This is a genomic window from Wohlfahrtiimonas larvae, from assembly GCF_002006755.1.
In the GTDB taxonomy this organism is placed as follows: Bacteria; Pseudomonadota; Gammaproteobacteria; order Cardiobacteriales; family Wohlfahrtiimonadaceae; genus Wohlfahrtiimonas; species Wohlfahrtiimonas larvae.
Genome location: NZ_MVDO01000040.1, coordinates 1 through 18,595, shown reverse-complemented (window position 1 = coordinate 18,595; position 18,595 = coordinate 1). Strand labels below are relative to the sequence as shown.

Sequence of the window (18,595 nt, the reverse complement as noted above, 5' to 3'; positions counted from 1 at the left end):
GAACGCACCTAAATTTTGATTATCTTTTAAGAAATCTTTCGCATCTTTTGTTGTTAATTGAACATTACCACCAAAACCACCATTACCAACTTCAGGACTGAAAGCACCTTTATTCACGGTCACTTGCTTAATTAAATCGGGATCAACAAATAAAGTTCCTTGACGATATTTACCAAAAGTTTTGAGTGCACCATCCACCATAATTGGTACAGATTGAGTATCGCTCATACCCCAAATATTTAAAATTTGCCCGCCAGGTCTTGGACTACCACCCATTGTTACACCTGGCATTTTATCCAATACAGAAGCCATATTACTACCCTGAATAATATCTAACTGCGTTTGATTTAATGAGCTTTTACCGACCGATCCCGCACTTAATCCATCATCCATACCAATAATACTTTGAGAGCCAACCTGCACGACAACTTGAGATAAATTAACCACAGGCTGTTCATCGTTCTTCTCATCTTTCTTTTTCACAATGTCTTCTTGGGCATAGACCATCTGTCCTGTTAATAAACACGCCACTATAATTGCTAATGGCCTCATTTGATGCTTCATAATCCCAACTAACATGATACCCTCATGAAAAAGCACACATAGTAATGATAATTATTATCATTTGCAAATGATTATCCAAAATATTAGAATTTTTATAATAAATATTACTTATTAACAATAAAAATTTGACAATAAAAAACCTCGCAACTGCGAGGTTTTTTATCATTACATGATTTATAAATTCAATTATAGCATATTCAACTCTAACTTTGCACGTAATGACATACGTTCTGGCGTCCAGAATGGTTCCCAAACTAAATCTACAACACACTCTGTAATTTCAGGTGAAGCCATCACTGCATTTTGCACCCATTCAGGCATTGAACCAGCAACAGGGCAACCTGGCGCAGTTAATGTCATATCAATCTTAACTTTAAAATTATCTTCAGTTGTGTCTAAAAACTCAATTACATACACTAAACCTAATTCATAAATATCCACAGGAATCTCAGGATCATAGACACGTTTAATATTTGCAATGATATCTTCAACCAATGTTTCACTTGCTTCTGTTTTTTCAACACCTTCAGCATAGTAAATAACCGCCTCATGCGGTGATCTTTCTACATCACTCATTCATTATTCCTTAGGTTATTCTGTTTTAACGGGCTCGTTATTCTCAGTCAATGCAGCATGAAGTGCATGCCATGACAATGTTGCACATTTAACACGTGCAGGATATTTTTTAACACCAGTTAAAATGGCCAAGCGCCCTAAACCGCTGCTATCAACGTCATCATCCGATGTCACTGCATCATGGAAAAGATTATAAAGCGCTTCCGCTTCATCAATCGTTTTACCTTTAACAGCTTCTGTCATTAAAGAGCTAGAAGCTGTTGAAATTGCGCAACCTTCACCTTTGAATGAAACATCTTGAATTACACCATTATCGTCAATGGTTAAAAATACTTTAATTTGATCACCACACAATGGATTATGCCCACGGGCAGAATGCGTTGCAGGATCAATCACACGAAAATTACGAGGTTTCTTGTTGTGATCAAGAATTACTTCCTGATACAACGCCTGTAAATCTGAATCCATCATTTGTCTTGCTCATCATATAGGACTAAAAGAGTTCACAATTATACGCCCTTTTTAAATTGATCGCATTAAGAATGCCATTAAATTCTACTCTATTGAGTATTTATTCGGAATAATTTATCATTGCTAATCCACTTCAACTTAGTTAAAGGTGTATCAATGAGTTCATGGTTCGACCGTCTTAACCCAATGCGCATTAAAAGTACTAGTCCTAATAAAAAAGTACCTGAAGGCATTTGGAAAAACTGTAAAAGCTGTGATGCTATTCTTTATCAGCAAGAATTAGAGCAAAACTTAAATGTTTGCCCGAAATGTGATCACCACATGAAAATTTCTGCAAGAAGTCGTTTGTTAAACTTCTTGGATACAGGTTCAACCGAAGAAATTGCTGGCCATCTAGAGCCTGTTGATTTCTTGGGTTTTAAAGATGTTGAACCTTATAAAAATCGCATCAGCAAAGCACAAAAAGCAACAGGTGAAAAAGATGCAATGGTTGCAATGTCAGGCACATTAAAAAATATTCCTGTTGTTGCCTGCGCATTTGATTTCGACTTCATGGGCGCATCTATGGGTTCTGTTGTTGGTGAGCGTTTTAAACGCGCAGCAGATTTAGCATTTACAGAACGCAGGCCATTAATTGTGTTCGCAGCTAGTGGCGGCGCACGTATGCAAGAAGGCTTAACATCTTTGATGCAAATGGCAAAAACATCTGCGATCATTGGCAAAATGAATGATGAAAAAATTCCTTTCATCTCTGTATTAACCCATCCTACCTATGGTGGTGTTTCTGCGAGCTTTGCAATGTTGGGTGATATCATCATTGCTGAACCCAAAGCTTTCATCGGCTTTGCAGGACCTCGCGTAATTGAACAAACTGTGCGTGAAAAATTACCTGAAGGATTCCAACAAAGTGAATTCTTATTGGAAAAAGGTGCCATTGATATGATCATTGATCGCCGCGAGATGCGTAATGAAATCTCATCGATCTTATCTAAACTTTATCAATTACCAGAACCTTTCTCAGAAACTTCTTTTCAACAAGCAGAAGAAATCGTAGAAAAAAATGCGTAAAAACCTTAACCATTGGTTAACTGAGCTTGAAAAAATCCATCCTTTAGCGATGGATTTTAAATTAGAGCGTATTCAGCAAGTTTTCCAACAGCTGAACCTTTCAGCTATCGCGCCATTTATCATCACTGTCGCAGGTACTAACGGCAAGGGCTCTACAACAAATACCGTTGCCGCTATTTGCCATGCAGCAGGTGTTTCTGTTGGATTATATACATCACCACATATGCATTATTTTAATGAGCGTATTCAAATCAATGGTCAAAATGCCACTGATGATGAGATCATTGAAGCATTTGAAGCCATTCAAATAGCACGTGGAGAAATTACACTCACCTACTTTGAGTTTGCAACATTAGCTGCATTTTATCTCTTTCATAAACATAAAGTTGATATTGCAGTTTTAGAAGTTGGACTGGGCGGCAGGCTCGATGCCACCAACATTGTCAATGCTGATATTGCTATCATTACACCGATAGATTTAGATCACACCAATCTATTGGGCAATACAATTACTGAAATTGCCTATGAAAAAGCAGGAATTATCAAACCTAATGCTTTAGTGATTTCAGCAGAAAATATGCCCAATATTTCTATTATTGAGCAAGCACAAAGAACACAATCTAAACTTCTGCATGCAAATAAAGATTTTCAATACTACAAAATCGATGATACCACTTGGCATTATCAATTGAATGAGCAGTCATTCAATCTACCAATGCCTAAATTACAAGGTGATCACCAGTTACAAAATGCAGCAGCAGCAATTACTGCCTTGTTTAATAGCCCAATGAAAGATCAATTAACTGAGTCCATCATCGCTGATGGCTTATTGAATACTCAACTCAAAGGTCGTTTTGAAAAAGTTATTCATAATAATAGTGAATTTTACTTTGATGTTACGCATAATCCACAAGGTGCCACAATCCTACACAACCTTTTAAAACCCTATCGAGCTAAAGGTCAGAAAGTTATCGCGGTATTAGGTATGCTTAAAGATAAAGATGCTGCTAATCTAGCTTCTGTACTGAATGATGATATTCAAACATGGGTCTTAGCATCATTAGAAGGTGATCGTGGACAAACAGCAGAACAACTCAAAGAACGTATTGAACCTTTTTTAAGCCATAATCATACTGTTTTAACAGAAAACTTAGTGGCTGATGCCTGCCAAAAGGCACTCAGCATAAAACAAAATGATGATATAATCTTAGTGTTTGGATCATTCCACACAGTTAGTGAAGGATTAGACTGGATAAATCAGAGATAAAACTATGAATAAAAAATTACAACAACGCATCGTCGGCTCTATCGCTGTTTTGGCACTATTAATTTTAATCTTGCCACATTTATTATCGTCTAATGAATATAAAGTTCCTAAGCCATCCCAAACATCTGAAAATAAATCGCAAATAGCGACAACCAATCCATTTGATGATTTCCAAGCACCCACCATTTCTGTGGATCCTATCCCTACACTTTCTAATGATGGTCAATCTACCCCTGCCAACGTAGATCCAATCTCTGAAAGTACATGGGACAATGTGACTAATCAAGAAAATACATCGCCACTAATACCCACACAACCACAACGTGACCCTAATCTTTCTGTTGCAGAACAGTTGTTAGCAGAAGCTAATCATCAAGCGCCTAACAGTGCACAAAAAAATGACCAAACCAAAACATCTAACCAATTACCTAAAATAGAATTAATTGGTACAACACAATCCAAACCTAATACAAAACCTCAAACACCAGTTGCCGCACAACCTAAATTCACATGGTATGTGCAAGTTGGTTCCTATTCCAGCAAAGAAAATGCCAATAAAGCTATGATGGAATATAAAAAACGCGGTTATGCTTCTGAAGTTGCTTACCTATCAGGTCAATATAAAGTCAGAATTGGGCCACTGAAAACTCAAGAAAATGCAAAAAATGTACAGGCAGATTTAAAGCGCCAAGGACAGAATAGCTATATCATTCAAATTCAATAATTCATAACGGGATATTATGAGCAATTTAAACTACATTGACATTGCCATCATTGGCATTATTGGTCTTTCAACCATCATTGCATTTTTCAGAGGGCTAATTACAGAAGCCCTCTCTTTGCTTGTGTGGATTATTGCTTTTTGGGGTGCTGCCTATTTCTCCCAAGATGTCGCATCAATGTTACCCAGCCAATTAAACTCACTCAGCGGTGGTAGAATTGACCTCGTTGCAACAGAAGGTTCAACAGAAGAGCTACTCATTTCTATACTCAGTTATGCCATTACATTTTTAGGTATTTTATTTTTAGCTGGGCTTGTTAATCTGGCCATTTCATTAATGATTCGCTTCTTAAAAATCTCATTCATTGATCGTTTCTTAGGTATGTTTTTTGGTTTATTACGTGGCTGGTTAGTCGTTGCCTTTTTAGGTCTATTTGCAATGAATGCAGGTTTAAACAGTATTCCAATGTGGCAAAAAGCACAATTAGCACCGTTTGTAGAAACAAGTGCAAATCTGATTGCTAAATTTCTACCAACTAAATTTTTACAACAAATCAATATCAGTGAGTTATCTAAACTCTTACAATCAGACTTACAAACACCTCAAAGTGCGCCAACACAACACCCTAATCAGGTCGCACCGCTACCTGTAGAACAGTAGTTCATCACTAGGAGAAAAAGTTATGCAAAATGTCGCTCAAGACGAGATCAATAAATTTGACCAACAAGATTGGTGGCAACCCAATGGTAGCTTTCAAACTTTACATGATATTAATCCTACTCGTTTTGAATTCATCACACAATTCAGCCAGCTTAATGGTTGCAAAGCTTTAGATGTTGGTTGTGGTGGTGGTATTATTACTGAAGGATTAGCAAAACGTGGAGCCATTGCTACAGGCGTTGATCTAGCTATCGGAGCATTAGAAGTTGCAAGAGATCATGCGAACACTACTGGTTTAACAATTGATTATCAATTATCTACAGTCGAAGCACTAGCGGATTTACAGCCTGAAACTTATGATGTAATCACTTGTCTAGAAATGTTGGAACACGTACCTGATCCACAATCAATTATCAGAGCATGTGCAAAACTTTTAAAACCAGGTGGTAAAATCTTTTTATCCACCATCAATCGTACCTTTAAAGCTAAGCAACTAGTTATTTTTGCAGCTGAAAATATTTTAAAAGTTGTTCCTAAAGGCACTCATGATTACGAAAAATTTATCACACCTTTCGAGCTATGCTTGTATTGTGAGAATGTAGACTTAATTGTTAAGGAAACTCGTGGTATGTCTTTCAATCCCTTTAATCGTGTTGCTTATTTAACCAAAGATCTCTCTATGAACTATCTTCTATATGCAGAGAAACCACTCACAGATCATTCAACAGAGGTAAAATAATGAGTCGCTTACAAGGCAAAGTAATTTTAATCACTGGCGTTACAGGTATGGTTGGTAGAAATAGCGCTTTAGCATTAGCTAAAGAAGGGGCGACAATCATTCTTTTAGGGCGTGAGAAAAAGAAAAATCTCATAGATGATTTGTATGATCAAATTGTTGCAGAAGGTGGCGCAGAACCTGCGATTCTATATATGGATTTTGCCAAATGTTCTAATGAAGATTTCTATGCACTCTATGAAACATTAGAAACAGAATTCGGTAAATTGGATGGCATCATTCACACAGCTGCCAACTTGGGTAATTTAACACCATTAGCACATACCAATCCTGAAAAATGGTTACTTAGTATCAATACAACATTGAATACGCCCTTTTACTTAACACAAGCATTATTACCATTATTGAATAAAGCGGATCAATTTGGCTCTGTAATTTTCTTTGATCACGCAGAAGTTGCAAGTGGCAATGAGGCTTATTGGGGCAGTTACGCTGTCGCTAAAGCGGGCTTATCAACATTGATGAAATTATTTGCTACAGAATTTGAAGCACAAGGAAAATTACAGTTCAATAGCATTGATCCTGTCCGTTTAAACTCAGCTATGCGCTACAGCGTTTCGCCTTCTGGCAGTCGAGATGCCAAAAATATTCAAGATGTTACTAAAATTATCATTAATCTTAATGATAGTGAAAAACCATTTATTACAGGCCAAACATTCACACTTTAGTCCCCACTCTTAATCAAGTCTATCTACCCAATGATCTCACAATTATGTGAGGTCATTGAATTCAAAAGATACATTCAATCAACTATCATCATACGCACTTTCTAACTCAGGAGATCTATATGGCATTGCCGACGATTCAAAGTAGAAAAGGACTCAAACAAATCTTAGCAGCAACAACGCTTTCCATATTGGCAACAACAGCAATTGCAGGCCAAGATATGACAACTAATAACACTCATGAATTTACTTTAGACAATGGTTTAAAGCTCATTGTTCGTGAAGACCATCGCGCTCCTGTCGCGGTTACAATGGTTTGGTATAAAGTAGGTTCAGTGGATGAACCTCGTGGCAAAGGTGGTTTATCTCATATGCTAGAACATATGATGTTTAAGGGCACGCCAACTTTAAAACCTAATGAGCATTCAACAATCATTGCAAATCTAGGCGGCAAAGATAATGCTTTTACATCTTATGATTACACCGCATATTTTGAGATCTTACCAAGCTGGGAATTAGAAACGAGCTTACGTTTAGAATCTGATCGAATGGCAAATCTTGTATTAAAAGATGAAGATTTCACCCCTGAGCGCCAAGTTGTTGCTGAAGAGCGTCGCCAACGGACAGATAGCAATCCGCAATCATTATTCTATGAAGCATTCAATGCAACGGTGTGGACGACAAATGCATACAGGAATCCTATCATTGGTTGGATGCCAGAGATCCAAAGCTGGACATTGGATGATTTAAAATCTTGGTATAAGCAATTCTATCGTCCAAATAATGCAACTGTTGTTATTGTTGGCGATGTGGATGCCAAGAAAACCCATGAATTGGTGAATCAGTATTTTGGTAAAATTCCACGTGGTGAAGAAATCGTACGTGAAATTAACTTTGAAGTTCCTCAAAATGATACTAAGTATATCGAAATGGCAACGCCAGCAAACTTACCTGTATTGTTTATGGCCTACAAGGTACCAAGTATTAACAGCACAGACAACAAACAAGAAGCTTATGCTTTATTGTTAGCCTCTGAAATCTTAAGTGGCAGCAACACAGCACGCTTACCTAAAAAAATGGTGCGTGAATCACAAAAATCATTGGATGCTTCTAGCTATTACAATGAAGGTTCCCGCTATGACACAACATTTATGCTAAGCGCTGTACCTGCCGATGGTGTTGAATTAGAAACATTAGAAGCTGAGATTAAAGCTGAAATTAAAAATCTTCAAACAACTTTAGTAGCTAAAGAAGAATTGAATAAAATTTTAACGGCTTATCGCACTAGTCAAATCTTTGCTAAAGATTCACTCTATTCACAAGCAATGTCGATCGGTTCTTCAGAAACCACTGGTGAAGGCTGGAGAAATCGCGAAAATCTTGTGTCATATCTCGAAAAAGTGACGCCTGAAGAGATTCAACAAGTGGCACAAAAATACTTAAATGATGGCAACTTAACAGTAGGACGCCTTCGTGCACATACTGCGCCTATAGAAGCTATCAATGAAGGAGAATAATCATGTTAAAAAGAACCATTGCAATCATCATTGGTGTCAGCATCTCTTCTATTGTTATGGCGGCTGATATGAAATCTCGAATTCAAGAATGGCAAACCGATGAAGGTGCCCGTGTACTTTTCATCGAAGCACCAGAAATCCCCATGGTGGATCTAATTATTTCCATGGATGCTGGTAGCTTTCGTGAAGGTAAGAATTATGGTTTAGCAAGCATGACATCCCAGATGATGACATTAGGCACCAAAGATAAAGATGAAAATGAATTTTCTGAAGCATTAGAAAATTTAGGTAGCGCAATTTCTATTTCATCTGGCGTGACAAATACGGCAATCAAAGTACGCTCATTAACGGATGATACTGTATTGAACAGCACATTATCATTGTGGCGTGAAATGGTACAAGAACCACGTTTTGATGCTGAAATATTCCATCGTGAACGTACTCAATCCATCGATGCTCAAAAAGCACGCTTGGATAGCCCTGATGCAATCGCGAGCGAAACATTCAGTACATTGCTCTACCCTAATCAAATTCAAGGTGTGACAAGCGAAATGCTTCAAACATCTTTGAAAAAGATGAAAATTGAAGAACTGAAACAGTTCCGTGATGATTATTATCATGCAACTGGGGCAAATATCATCATTGTAGGTGCATTAGACCGCACTGCTGCAGAAAAAATTAGCACCGGCATCAGTGAAGTTTTAGGCAAAGGCAAAGCATTGTCTAAAATTGAAGAGAAAGTGGAAAAAGTTAAACCACAAACTGTGCGTAAATATTTCAATAGCCCACAAAGCCGCATTGTAATGGGTCATGTAAGCATTGATCGTTTCAGCCCTGATTATTGGCCATTACTGTTAGGCAATCATGTTTTAGGTGGCAGCGGTTTAACATCATTATTGATGATGGATATCCGTGAAAAACAAGGTTTAACGTACGGTATTTACAGCTATTTTGCACCTTCTTTCTTACATGGTCCATTCACGATTGGTTTATCCACTAAAAATGAAAGTGTAGATCATGCCATCAAAGCAACAATTGAAGGCACTAAAGATTTTATTAAAAATGGGCCAAAAGATACGGATTTAGATCGTGCAAAAAATAACTTAATTGGTAGCTCTATTTTAAGTTTAAGTAGCAATAGCGGTTTAGCTGGTGCTTTACTTATGATTGCTCAATATGATCTACCTTTAGATTATTATGATACGTATCCTGAAACTATTCGTGCAATTACGAAAGAAGAGATTCAGAAAGCATTCCAAAAGCATGTTCATCCTGATGATTTTGTAACAGTAATCGTTGGCGGCGAAGCACCATAATTCTGGATAATATCACTCAATAAAATCAATAACAAAAGCTCCAATTTGGAGCTTTTGTTTATTAAAGCATGAATAAAATAAGTATTGCTTCTCTTATCACATTAAATTTGATAACTTCCCTGCCATATATTTCTTAATATTTCCCTATTAAGTGAAATATCAAATAACAGTTAAACATGAAGGAAAAAATATGCGTTTAAACAAATTTATCAGTGAATCTGGTAAAACATCTAGGCGTGGTGCAGATAAATTAATTGAAGAAGGCCGTGTCAAAATCAATGGCAAGAAAGCTAAGATTGGCGATCAAGTCAATCCTGGTGATAAAGTCCTTGTGGATGGTGCTTTAATTGAAGAAGTGGCAAGCCCACAAAGTTTTGTTTATATTGCATTGAATAAACCTGTTGGCATCACAAGTACCACTGAAAAAAATGTGAAAGGCAACATTGTTGATTTCATGAATTACCCAACGCGTATTTTCCATATCGGTCGTTTAGATAAAGATTCAGAAGGCTTAATCCTAATGACGGATGACGGTGATATCGTAAATGAGATATTGCGCTCTGAAAACAAGCATGAAAAAGAATACATTGTTTCGGTAGATCGCCCCATCACTGATGAATTTGTGCAAAAAATGTCTGCTGGTGTAAAAATCTTAGGTACTAAAACATTGCCATGTAAAGTGAAGCAATTATCCAGTAATGAGTTCAATATCATTTTAATGCAAGGCTTGAATCGCCAAATTCGTAGAATGTGTGAAACGCTTGGCTACAATGTCACAAGCTTGAAAAGATTACGCATCATGAACATTGAACTCGGTAAATTACCTGTAGGCGAATGGCGCTATTTAACTGGCAAAGAGCAAGATGAATTATTTGAAGATCTCGGTTATGGCACTCAAACCACCAAGTGGACCCCATAAGATATAGTGCAATAATTTTAAAAAACTCTAAAAGCTATCCTTCTGTAAAGAAGAATAGCTATATTAATAAGAACATTAAAGTGCTTAATGCTCTGTTGGCTCAAAGCCTTTAATATTCATTCTCTGGATTGTTTTACCCAAAAGCTTTTCAATATCTTTTAGTAATTCTAATTCTTCTGCACCACATAATGAAATCGCTTCACCTTTAGCATCCGCACGCCCTGTTCTACCAATGCGATGCACATAATCTTCAGCTTGATCAGGTAGATCATAATTCACAACATAAGGTAACTCTGCAATATCTAAACCACGCGCCACAATATCCGTTGCCAATAACACACGAATATTCCCTGCTTTAAATTCTGATAATGCGCGTGTTCTCGCACCTTGGCTTTTATTACCATGAATCGCCAATGTCACAATGCCTTTTTTATTCAGATGCTCTGTTAAACGATTTGTACCATGCTTTGTGCGACAAAATACCAAAACTTGTGACCAATTATTTTCTGTAATCAAATGCGCCAACAACTCACGCTTACGGCTTTTATCCACCATATGAATGTGCTGTGTAATTTGGTCAGGTGTTGGTTTATAGCTTTCAATTTCAATCATTTCAGGCTTAAATAATAAACCTTCTGCAAGCTTTTTGATCTCTTTAGAGAAAGTTGCAGAGAATAATAGATTTTGGCGTCTTTTTGGCAATTTAGCCAAAATTCTCTTAATATCATGAATGAAACCCATATCAAGCATGCGATCTGCTTCATCCAACACTAAGTATTCAACATTGGATAAATCTACTGCATTCTTCTGCTCTAAATCCAATAATCGCCCTGGTGTTGCAATCAATACATCGACACCACCGCGAAGTTTCATCATTTGTGGATTAATACTCACACCACCAAATACAGTCAATGAGCGAAGTTTTAAATGCTTGCTATAAGCCACAACATTTTCACCAATTTGCGCAGCCAACTCACGTGTTGGCGATAAAATCAAAGCACGAATAGGTCGTTTTTTTGTTTCTTGCTTCAATGATCTTTGGTGCAATTTCTGTAAAATTGGTAATGTGAAACTTGCTGTTTTTCCTGTGCCCGTTTGTGCACAAGCCATCACATCTCGCCCCTTTAAGACAACAGGAATCGCTTCTCTTTGAATCGGTGTTGGTTCTGTATAACCCACATCATTCAACGCTGTCAGTAATTCCTTACATAAACCTAAATCATTAAAGGACATCAAAATTAAAACTCCACTGCCTGTATAAAATAAAGTGCATATGGTACAGGAATTTATCTAAAAGTCTTTGGAAAAGATTTAATAGTGTGATGTATAAAATTATCTTCTACCTAAATAACAAACTATTTCTTAAACTTTGCAACAAATGCATCATGCGCACTGACTTCATCAGCATTAGCATAAATCACTCGTGTTTTATCAGAAGGAACCTTAGCTGTATCTGCAAGTGCTGCCATTAGGTTCTGAGAAACCTCTACTGATTGCTCTATCGCTGTATCGCCACCAAACAGAGAATCCTGCCCGCCCGTCATTACCAAATACACTTGCGCAAGGATCTCTGAGTCCAATAGTGCGCCATGCAATGTACGTTTTGAGTTATCAATCCCTAAACGTTTACACAACGCATCCAAGCTATTGCGCTGTCCTGGATACATATCACGTGCAACTTTCAAGCTATCAATCACGCTGCATTGGCTGGATAAAGATTTTAATCCAATGTTTTCTAGCTCATGATCTAAGAACTTCATATCAAAGGCTGCGTTATGAATGATCAGCTCGCCACCATCAATATAATTCACAAAGTCTTGAGCAATTTTTGCAAACACAGGCTTATCACTCAAAAACTCTTCACTCAATCCATGAACGTTGAAAGCTTCTACAGGCATATCACGCTCAGGATTGATATAAACATGAAAATGATTGCCTGTCAGCATCCGATCAACCATTTCCACACAACCAATTTCAACAATTCGATCACCAGTTGCAGGATCCATCCCTGTAGTTTCTGTATCTAATACGATTTGCCTACTCATCGCTCAATCCTTTTTCATTCTTCACAGCACTTGTCGCCAATTCATCTGCCCGTTCATTTTCAGGATGCCCCGCATGCCCTTTCACCCATTGCCAATCAATAGATGTATGACGATCACGCTCAGCCACTAACAACTTCCATAGTTCAACATTTTTCACAGGTTGATTACTTGCAGTTTTCCAGCCACGTGCAATCCAGCCATTCACCCATTCATTAATGCCTTGTTGAACATAACGAGAATCTGTAATCAACACAACATCACAAGGTTTTTTAAGTGCTTGCAATCCTTTGATTGCACCCATGAGTTCCATGCGGTTATTAGTGGTATCAGGATCATAACCAGATAATTCTTTAGTGTGACCACGAAATTTTAAAATCACACCCCAGCCACCTTTACCAGGATTTCCGCTACAAGCACCATCCGTATAGATATAAACTTTATTATCCATCATTATACTGCAACAACTGCTTTGATATGAGGGTGAGATTCGTAATTCACTAATTCAAAATCATCAAATTGAAAGCTAAAAATATCTTTCTTTTCAGGATTAATTTTTAACTGTGGCAACAATAATGGTTCACGGCTTAACTGCAAATCTGCTTGCTCCAAGTGATTAGAATACAAATGACAATCACCGCCAGTCCAAACAAAATCACCTACTTCTAAATCACAAACTTGAGCCATCATGTGCGTTAAAATCGCGTAGCTTGCAATATTAAATGGTACACCTAAGAAAATATCTGCAGAACGTTGATATAACTGACATGATAATTTTCCATCTGCCACATAAAATTGGAACAATAAATGACAAGGAGGTAATGCCATTTTATCCAACTCACCCACATTCCAAGCATTAACAATCATACGACGAGAATTTGGATTATTCTTAATTTGATCTACAACTTCTGAAATTTGATCAATATAGCGACCATCAGCTGTTGGCCAACTACGCCACTGCTTACCATAAACAGGACCTAAATCACCATTTTCATCAGCCCATTCATTCCAAATACGCACACCATTATCCGTCAGATATTGAATATTCGTATTACCTTGTAAAAACCACAATAACTCATGAAGAATAGACTTCAAATGTAATTTTTTAGTCGTTAATAATGGAAATCCCTCTTGTAAATTAAAACGCATCTGATGACCAAAAATAGAATAAGTGCCCGTACCTGTGCGATCTTCCTTAAATGCACCTTCTGTCTTAACTTTTGCCAATAAATCTAAATACGCTTTCATTTCAAACCTTTATTACGATATGCAAACAACATTAATCCTAAACCTACAACTATCATTGGAACACATAAAATCATTCCTGTTGTTAACCATTCTGTGCCTAAACGATATCCCAAATGGGCATCTGGCTCACGGAAGAATTCTACAACAAAGCGAGCAATACCATACCCTGCTAAAAACAATCCTGATGCCGCACAACGAGGGCGAGCTTTATTGGTATACCACCACAATACAATGAATAATAATAATCCTTCAGTGATGGCTTCATATAATTGTGAAGGATGCCTATAAATTAAATTACCTACAGTCGGCGCCTGCTCAAAAAGTACCCCCCAAGTTTGATCTGTATATTTACCCCATAATTCGCCATTAATAAAATTACCAATACGGCCAAAAAATAGCCCTAAAGGCAATAATGGCGCAAAGAAATCTGTAATTTGCCAAAAACTTTTTTCTATTTTTTTACGAACTAGTAGTGCAGCTACTAATGTACCCAGCAATCCACCATGAAAGCTCATACCACTCCATTCAATGGTTTGCCCATTCCACCCTAGAATGAATAATGGATTTTGTAGAACTTGCTCCCAACCATAAAAAACAGCATACCCAATTCTGCCACCCAATACCGCACCAATAAACATATAAAATGCAGCATCACCAACATTATCTTTCGTCCATATTGATTCTGGTTTTTTAGCTCTATAATTACCTAAACCGATCGCAATCAATAAAGCAACGATATACATTAAAGAGTACCAACGCACTGCAATAGGACCAATCGAAAAAATGATGGGGTCAAAATCTGCTGTAAAAATCATCTCTATTACCTGTTTTCAATAAAAAAGGGCTAATAAAAGTTAGCCCTTTTTTAACTATGAAATAAATATTATTACTCTGCTTGTGCAGGTACTGCTTCCGCTTGTTTTTTTGCTAAAAGCTCTTTAGATACCTCATCAACTGCTTCAACAATTTCAGCATACGATGTTGCACGTGAAGTTTCACCATTCACCAAATATTTACCATCAATGATAAATACAGGCGTGTAATCAACCTTATACTGATTTTGAACCAAATCTAAAGCACGATTATAGCTAGAAGTCACTGGGAATGAATTCCATAATTTAGCAAACTCTTCTGCATTAATACCAGCATTCTTTGCCAAATATGCAGCAATAGCATCTTTATCGAATGCACGCAAACGATCAACCATTGTTGCTTTATACATAACTGGATGACCTTCTTCTACTTTATCCATAGCTTCTAAAGTAAAATAAGTACGTGCTAAACTTTCCCAAACGCCTTCTCCTGGCATTTGAATACGTACAAAATTAACATCTGCTGGCTTAGATTTTAACCAATTCGCAACAGGCGCTTCTAACTGATAACAATGTCCACATGTATAAGAAAAAACCTCCACCACTTCTACTTGTGCAGGATTAGAGGTTTTCACCAATTGAGCTGGCTCTGATAATTCAATAAATTTAGGTTGTGCATAAGCCGCCATAAACATCGTGCCTGCTAATACAACAGAACCAACCACTTTTTGTGAAATAGATTTAAACGACATATGATTACTCTCTATTAATAAATTTTATTTAGACCCCATATATTTAATATATGTAGCCACTGCATCAATCTCTGTTTCAGACATACGTTCTGCAATATCTCGCATCATACCAGCGGGATCATTGGTACGCTTAGCATTCTTAAAGTTTTCTAATTGATTGACCAAATATTCATAGTTTTGGCCAGCAACAGCAGGGTAAGCAGCAGGGCCATTACCTGAACCTGATGGACTATGGCAAGCCGCACATGCAGGAATACGTTTATTCATATCACCGCCAAAATAGATTTGCTCACCGCGCACGATTAAAGCTTCTGCTTTAGCTTGGTCAACATCTACCTGTTTGACAGCATCCTCTGCTTTACGAACATTTCCTTTTGCTGTTCTCACTGCTCTTGGTGCTGATTTTGCTTCTTTCTGTAGCGCTGAATTTTCAGGGTCTGCTTTTAGCTGATCCTTGATAGATTGTTCTTTCGCTTCTGCCTCAGCTAATTCCGCTTTCGCAGTTTCTATTGCCGCAGCGGCAGCTTGACGTTTAGCATCAAAATCAGCATCTAATTTATAGTAAGTTGCTGGTTGTTGGCTATAATAAGCAGCAACATTTGCGATATCTTGATCAGATAACAAACCTGCTTGAGGACTCATAGTCATTTCAAAACGTGAACCTGATGCATCCTTAGATTCTTTCAATGCATGCAACTGAACACTTAAATAATTGGCGCCTTGTCCACCTAATTTTGCTTGATTTGGTAATGCAGCAACGCCTTCACCAAAAACACCATGACACGCAGCACATTGTGTTTCAACAATTTTTTTTGCTTCTTCAGGATTACCAACTAAAGTTTGAGCACTAGAAAAAGCCATTGAAAGCCCCAAAGCTCCAAGTGCTAATAATAAACGATTATGAGACAGCACAATAATTCTCCTACACGATTTTTTCTGTCATTAATAATTAAAAATATCGCTTATTCTAATACAAAAGGGAAATAAATGTTATATATTTTGCCTTAATCATGAAGCAAGTCAATTAATGCCTTTTCCCTTATGCGATATAAATCATCAACTTAATTATTTTTTTCTTTGGCTAACTCTGCTTCATAAGCATCCCAAGCAGCCCACTCATCCGCATTATCAACAACCTCTTGTGGATCAATCAATAAATAAACCCAGCGTTCATCCATCAACTTTTCAATTTCCACCAAACGCAAAGCATTTTCTTTAGGAATCAATGGATAATCAAAACCATCGCGATCATTACGACAAATTGCAAGCTGGCCATTGCCCAGTTGTTTTCTCTGCTCTGCTGTCACGCTCACATAACGAATTTTTTTACCATCTGAACTAAAGTTAAATTGATCATTTGCCTCCGCAACATTTACCCTCTTTTGATCAATAATTCTCCTAGCTTCTATACGTAAAGCCTTGCGCCGTTGCTTTAAACTAACTTCATGATTAGATTCTTGAGATTTTGCTTTTTGAGCTTTTTCACTGGCAAGAATCGCATCCTGCTGAGCTTTCTTTTCTGCATCTAACTTCGCTTTTACATCCTTATCACGATAAGACTGGTGCTTAGTTTTCTTTTTCTCCTGCTCTACTTTTTTCGCACGATCTTCAGAAACCACACCTGCTTTTAAAAGTTGATCACGCAATGACACGATTCTTCCCTCTTACATCAAATTAAAATAACAAACGGCAACGAATTGTACCTTCAACATTTTGCATTTCTTTATGCAAAGACTCTGCATCTTTTTCAGATGATTTAACATCTAAAACAACATAACCAATATCTCCTGCTGTTTGTAAATACTGAGCATCAATATTCATTTCATAATTAGATACCAAGTTATTCATTGTTCGTAAGATACCAGGAACATTACGATGAATATGCAAAATACGATGACTTTCTGGATTTACTGGCAATGATACTTCAGGGAAGTTTACAGCACTTACAGTTGAGCCATTGTCTGAATATTTAGCTAATTTAACCGCAACTTCGCCTGCAATATTTTCTTGAGCCTCCATTGTGGAACCACCAATATGTGGCGTCAAAATAACATTTTTAAAGCCACGCAATGCTGAAACAAATTCATCCTGGTTAGATTTTGGTTCAGTTGGGAAAACATCTATAGCAGCCCCAGACAAATGCTTAGATTCAATCGCATCAGCCAATGCATCAATATCAACAACGCTACCACGAGATGCATTGATTAAAACAGCACCTTTTTTCATGAGCTTAATATTTTCGCGGCTCATCAAATTTTTAGTTGACGCATCTTCTGGCACATGGCAAGTTACTAAATCTGAAATTTCTAACAACTTCTTTAAATCCACAGCTTCAGCATTACCTAAAGATAACTTCGTTTCAGTATCATGAAAGACGACATGCATACCAAAATTTTCAGCCAAAATACCAACTTGTGTACCAATATGACCATACCCAATGATTCCTAAAGTTTTATTACGCACTTCATGAGAACCTGTAGCTGATTTCAACCAACCACCCTCATGACATACCGCATTTTTTTCAGGAATACCACGCATTAACATGATCATTTCTGCAATCACTAATTCAGCAACAGAACGAGTATTAGAATAAGGTGCATTAAAAACAGGAATTGCTCGAATGCGAGCTTCTTCTAAATCTACTTGATTTGTACCGATACAAAAACAACCGATTGCCATTAACTTTGGTGCTTTATCAAACACTTCTTTCGTTAAACGCGTTCGGGAGCGAATCCCAACAATATGTGCATCTTTCAGTGCTTCTGTTAACTCTTCACCTTCTAACGCTTTTGTATACGAAACGATATTGGTGTAACCAGATTTATTCAAACACTCAACGGCAGAAGGATGAATTCCTTCTAATAAAACAATCTTGATCTTCTCTTTTGCAAGTGAATACATTTAAGTTTCCTGTCCTTTTAGCTTAATTGCTTAACAATATATTGTTTCAATAAGTCGACATCCACAGGTAATACATCAAAACGCTGCGGCAATGCCTCAATATTCGCGTAATCAGCCACTCGCTCAGGCTCAAAGCCAAGCGCCTCCTTGACTGTTTCAGCAAATTTGATAGGTTTAGCAGTCTCTAAATACAATTGAGGAATACCTTCATCCTTATATTGAGCTGCAACAAAAATACCATCCGCTGTATGTGGATCAACCACTACATTGAACGCATCATACACCTTACGAATCGTTTC

20 protein-coding genes and 2 pseudogenes are annotated in these 18,595 nt (G+C 37.3%); 9 read left to right on the top strand and 13 right to left on the bottom strand.

Annotation, left to right across the window (positions count from 1 at the left end; genetic code table 11):
• From BZK14_RS02960 to sufU, 3 genes are all read right to left on the bottom strand, one after another.
• Window positions 1-579: TonB-dependent receptor plug domain-containing protein (locus tag BZK14_RS02960; protein ID WP_245831136.1), on the bottom strand; the 579-nt coding region annotated here is incomplete at its 3' end.
• A 171-nt stretch (window positions 580-750) separates the two neighbouring features.
• Window positions 751-1,140, bottom strand: coding sequence for an iron-sulfur cluster assembly protein (locus BZK14_RS02955; RefSeq protein WP_077925106.1), 390 nt, complete (start codon window positions 1,138-1,140; stop codon window positions 751-753).
• A gap of 15 nt (window positions 1,141-1,155) precedes the next feature.
• Complete coding sequence (sufU, locus tag BZK14_RS02950; protein WP_171973625.1) at window positions 1,156-1,611, bottom strand: Fe-S cluster assembly sulfur transfer protein SufU; 456 nt, start codon at window positions 1,609-1,611, stop codon at window positions 1,156-1,158.
• Window positions 1,612-1,767: 156 nt separating this feature from the next.
• On the opposite strand from sufU, the gene accD reads away from it, so the two are divergent.
• The 9 genes from accD (at window position 1,768) to rluF (ending at window position 10,541) form a co-directional block, all read left to right on the top strand.
• Entirely contained in the window at window positions 1,768-2,679 is a 912-nt protein-coding gene (accD, locus tag BZK14_RS02945; protein ID WP_077925105.1) for an acetyl-CoA carboxylase, carboxyltransferase subunit beta, read from the top strand.
• Window positions 2,672-3,946 carry a bifunctional tetrahydrofolate synthase/dihydrofolate synthase gene (gene folC / locus BZK14_RS02940; protein WP_077925104.1) on the top strand — a complete coding sequence of 425 codons (1,275 nt, stop codon included), beginning with the start codon at window positions 2,672-2,674 and terminating at the stop codon, window positions 3,944-3,946. The genes accD and folC overlap by 8 nt, the downstream gene beginning before the upstream one ends.
• 4 nt (window positions 3,947-3,950) lie before the next feature.
• Window positions 3,951-4,670, top strand: a complete 720-nt coding sequence (locus BZK14_RS02935) for an SPOR domain-containing protein (RefSeq protein WP_077925103.1) — start codon at window positions 3,951-3,953, stop codon at window positions 4,668-4,670.
• Window positions 4,671-4,686: 16 nt separating this feature from the next.
• The gene (locus BZK14_RS02930; protein ID WP_077925102.1) at window positions 4,687-5,328 is read left to right on the top strand and encodes a CvpA family protein; all 642 of its coding nucleotides are present in this window, start codon (window positions 4,687-4,689) and stop codon (window positions 5,326-5,328) included.
• Window positions 5,329-5,350: 22 nt separating this feature from the next.
• Window positions 5,351-6,067, top strand: a complete 717-nt coding sequence (gene ubiG, locus BZK14_RS02925) for a bifunctional 2-polyprenyl-6-hydroxyphenol methylase/3-demethylubiquinol 3-O-methyltransferase UbiG (protein ID WP_077925101.1) — start codon at window positions 5,351-5,353, stop codon at window positions 6,065-6,067.
• The gene (locus tag BZK14_RS02920; RefSeq protein WP_077925100.1) at window positions 6,067-6,792 is read left to right on the top strand and encodes an SDR family oxidoreductase; all 726 of its coding nucleotides are present in this window, start codon (window positions 6,067-6,069) and stop codon (window positions 6,790-6,792) included. The genes ubiG and BZK14_RS02920 overlap by 1 nt, the downstream gene beginning before the upstream one ends.
• 119 nt (window positions 6,793-6,911) lie before the next feature.
• Window positions 6,912-8,306, top strand: coding sequence for a M16 family metallopeptidase (locus tag BZK14_RS02915; protein WP_077925099.1), 1,395 nt, complete (start codon window positions 6,912-6,914; stop codon window positions 8,304-8,306).
• 2 nt (window positions 8,307-8,308) lie between these two features.
• Complete coding sequence (locus BZK14_RS02910) at window positions 8,309-9,622, top strand: M16 family metallopeptidase (RefSeq protein ID WP_077925098.1); 1,314 nt, start codon at window positions 8,309-8,311, stop codon at window positions 9,620-9,622.
• A 190-nt stretch (window positions 9,623-9,812) separates the two neighbouring features.
• Window positions 9,813-10,541 carry a 23S rRNA pseudouridine(2604) synthase RluF gene (gene rluF, locus BZK14_RS02905; RefSeq protein WP_077925097.1) on the top strand — a complete coding sequence of 243 codons (729 nt, stop codon included), beginning with the start codon at window positions 9,813-9,815 and terminating at the stop codon, window positions 10,539-10,541.
• A gap of 96 nt (window positions 10,542-10,637) precedes the next feature.
• On the opposite strand, the pseudogene BZK14_RS02900 reads toward rluF, so the two are convergent.
• The 10 genes and pseudogenes from BZK14_RS02900 to BZK14_RS02855 all read right to left on the bottom strand — a co-directional run.
• Window positions 10,638-11,774 (bottom strand): annotated as a pseudogene (locus tag BZK14_RS02900) (DEAD/DEAH box helicase); the annotation flags it as partial.
• Window positions 11,775-11,896: 122 nt separating this feature from the next.
• Window positions 11,897-12,586: a DNA polymerase III subunit epsilon gene (gene dnaQ / locus BZK14_RS02895; protein ID WP_077925095.1), complete on the bottom strand. Its 690-nt coding sequence runs from the start codon at window positions 12,584-12,586 to the stop codon at window positions 11,897-11,899.
• Complete coding sequence (rnhA, locus tag BZK14_RS02890) at window positions 12,579-13,034, bottom strand: ribonuclease HI (protein WP_425445327.1); 456 nt, start codon at window positions 13,032-13,034, stop codon at window positions 12,579-12,581. Before rnhA ends, dnaQ begins: the two co-directional genes overlap by 8 nt.
• A gap of 2 nt (window positions 13,035-13,036) precedes the next feature.
• Window positions 13,037-13,831 carry a thymidylate synthase gene (locus BZK14_RS02885; protein ID WP_077925093.1) on the bottom strand — a complete coding sequence of 265 codons (795 nt, stop codon included), beginning with the start codon at window positions 13,829-13,831 and terminating at the stop codon, window positions 13,037-13,039.
• Window positions 13,828-14,646 carry a prolipoprotein diacylglyceryl transferase gene (gene lgt, locus BZK14_RS02880; protein ID WP_077925092.1) on the bottom strand — a complete coding sequence of 273 codons (819 nt, stop codon included), beginning with the start codon at window positions 14,644-14,646 and terminating at the stop codon, window positions 13,828-13,830. Before lgt ends, BZK14_RS02885 begins: the two co-directional genes overlap by 4 nt.
• A gap of 71 nt (window positions 14,647-14,717) precedes the next feature.
• Window positions 14,718-15,395 carry a thiol:disulfide interchange protein DsbA/DsbL gene (locus tag BZK14_RS02875; protein ID WP_077925091.1) on the bottom strand — a complete coding sequence of 226 codons (678 nt, stop codon included), beginning with the start codon at window positions 15,393-15,395 and terminating at the stop codon, window positions 14,718-14,720.
• A gap of 24 nt (window positions 15,396-15,419) precedes the next feature.
• Entirely contained in the window at window positions 15,420-16,307 is an 888-nt protein-coding gene (locus tag BZK14_RS02870) for a c-type cytochrome (RefSeq protein ID WP_077925090.1), read from the bottom strand.
• A gap of 149 nt (window positions 16,308-16,456) precedes the next feature.
• A complete protein-coding gene (locus BZK14_RS02865; RefSeq protein WP_077925089.1) occupies window positions 16,457-17,047 on the bottom strand; it encodes a DUF2058 family protein in 591 nt (196 codons plus the stop codon).
• A gap of 22 nt (window positions 17,048-17,069) precedes the next feature.
• A complete protein-coding gene (gene serA, locus BZK14_RS02860) occupies window positions 17,070-18,296 on the bottom strand; it encodes a phosphoglycerate dehydrogenase (protein WP_077925088.1) in 1,227 nt (408 codons plus the stop codon).
• A gap of 17 nt (window positions 18,297-18,313) precedes the next feature.
• Window positions 18,314-18,595, bottom strand: a pseudogene (locus BZK14_RS02855) (threonine synthase); the annotation flags it as partial.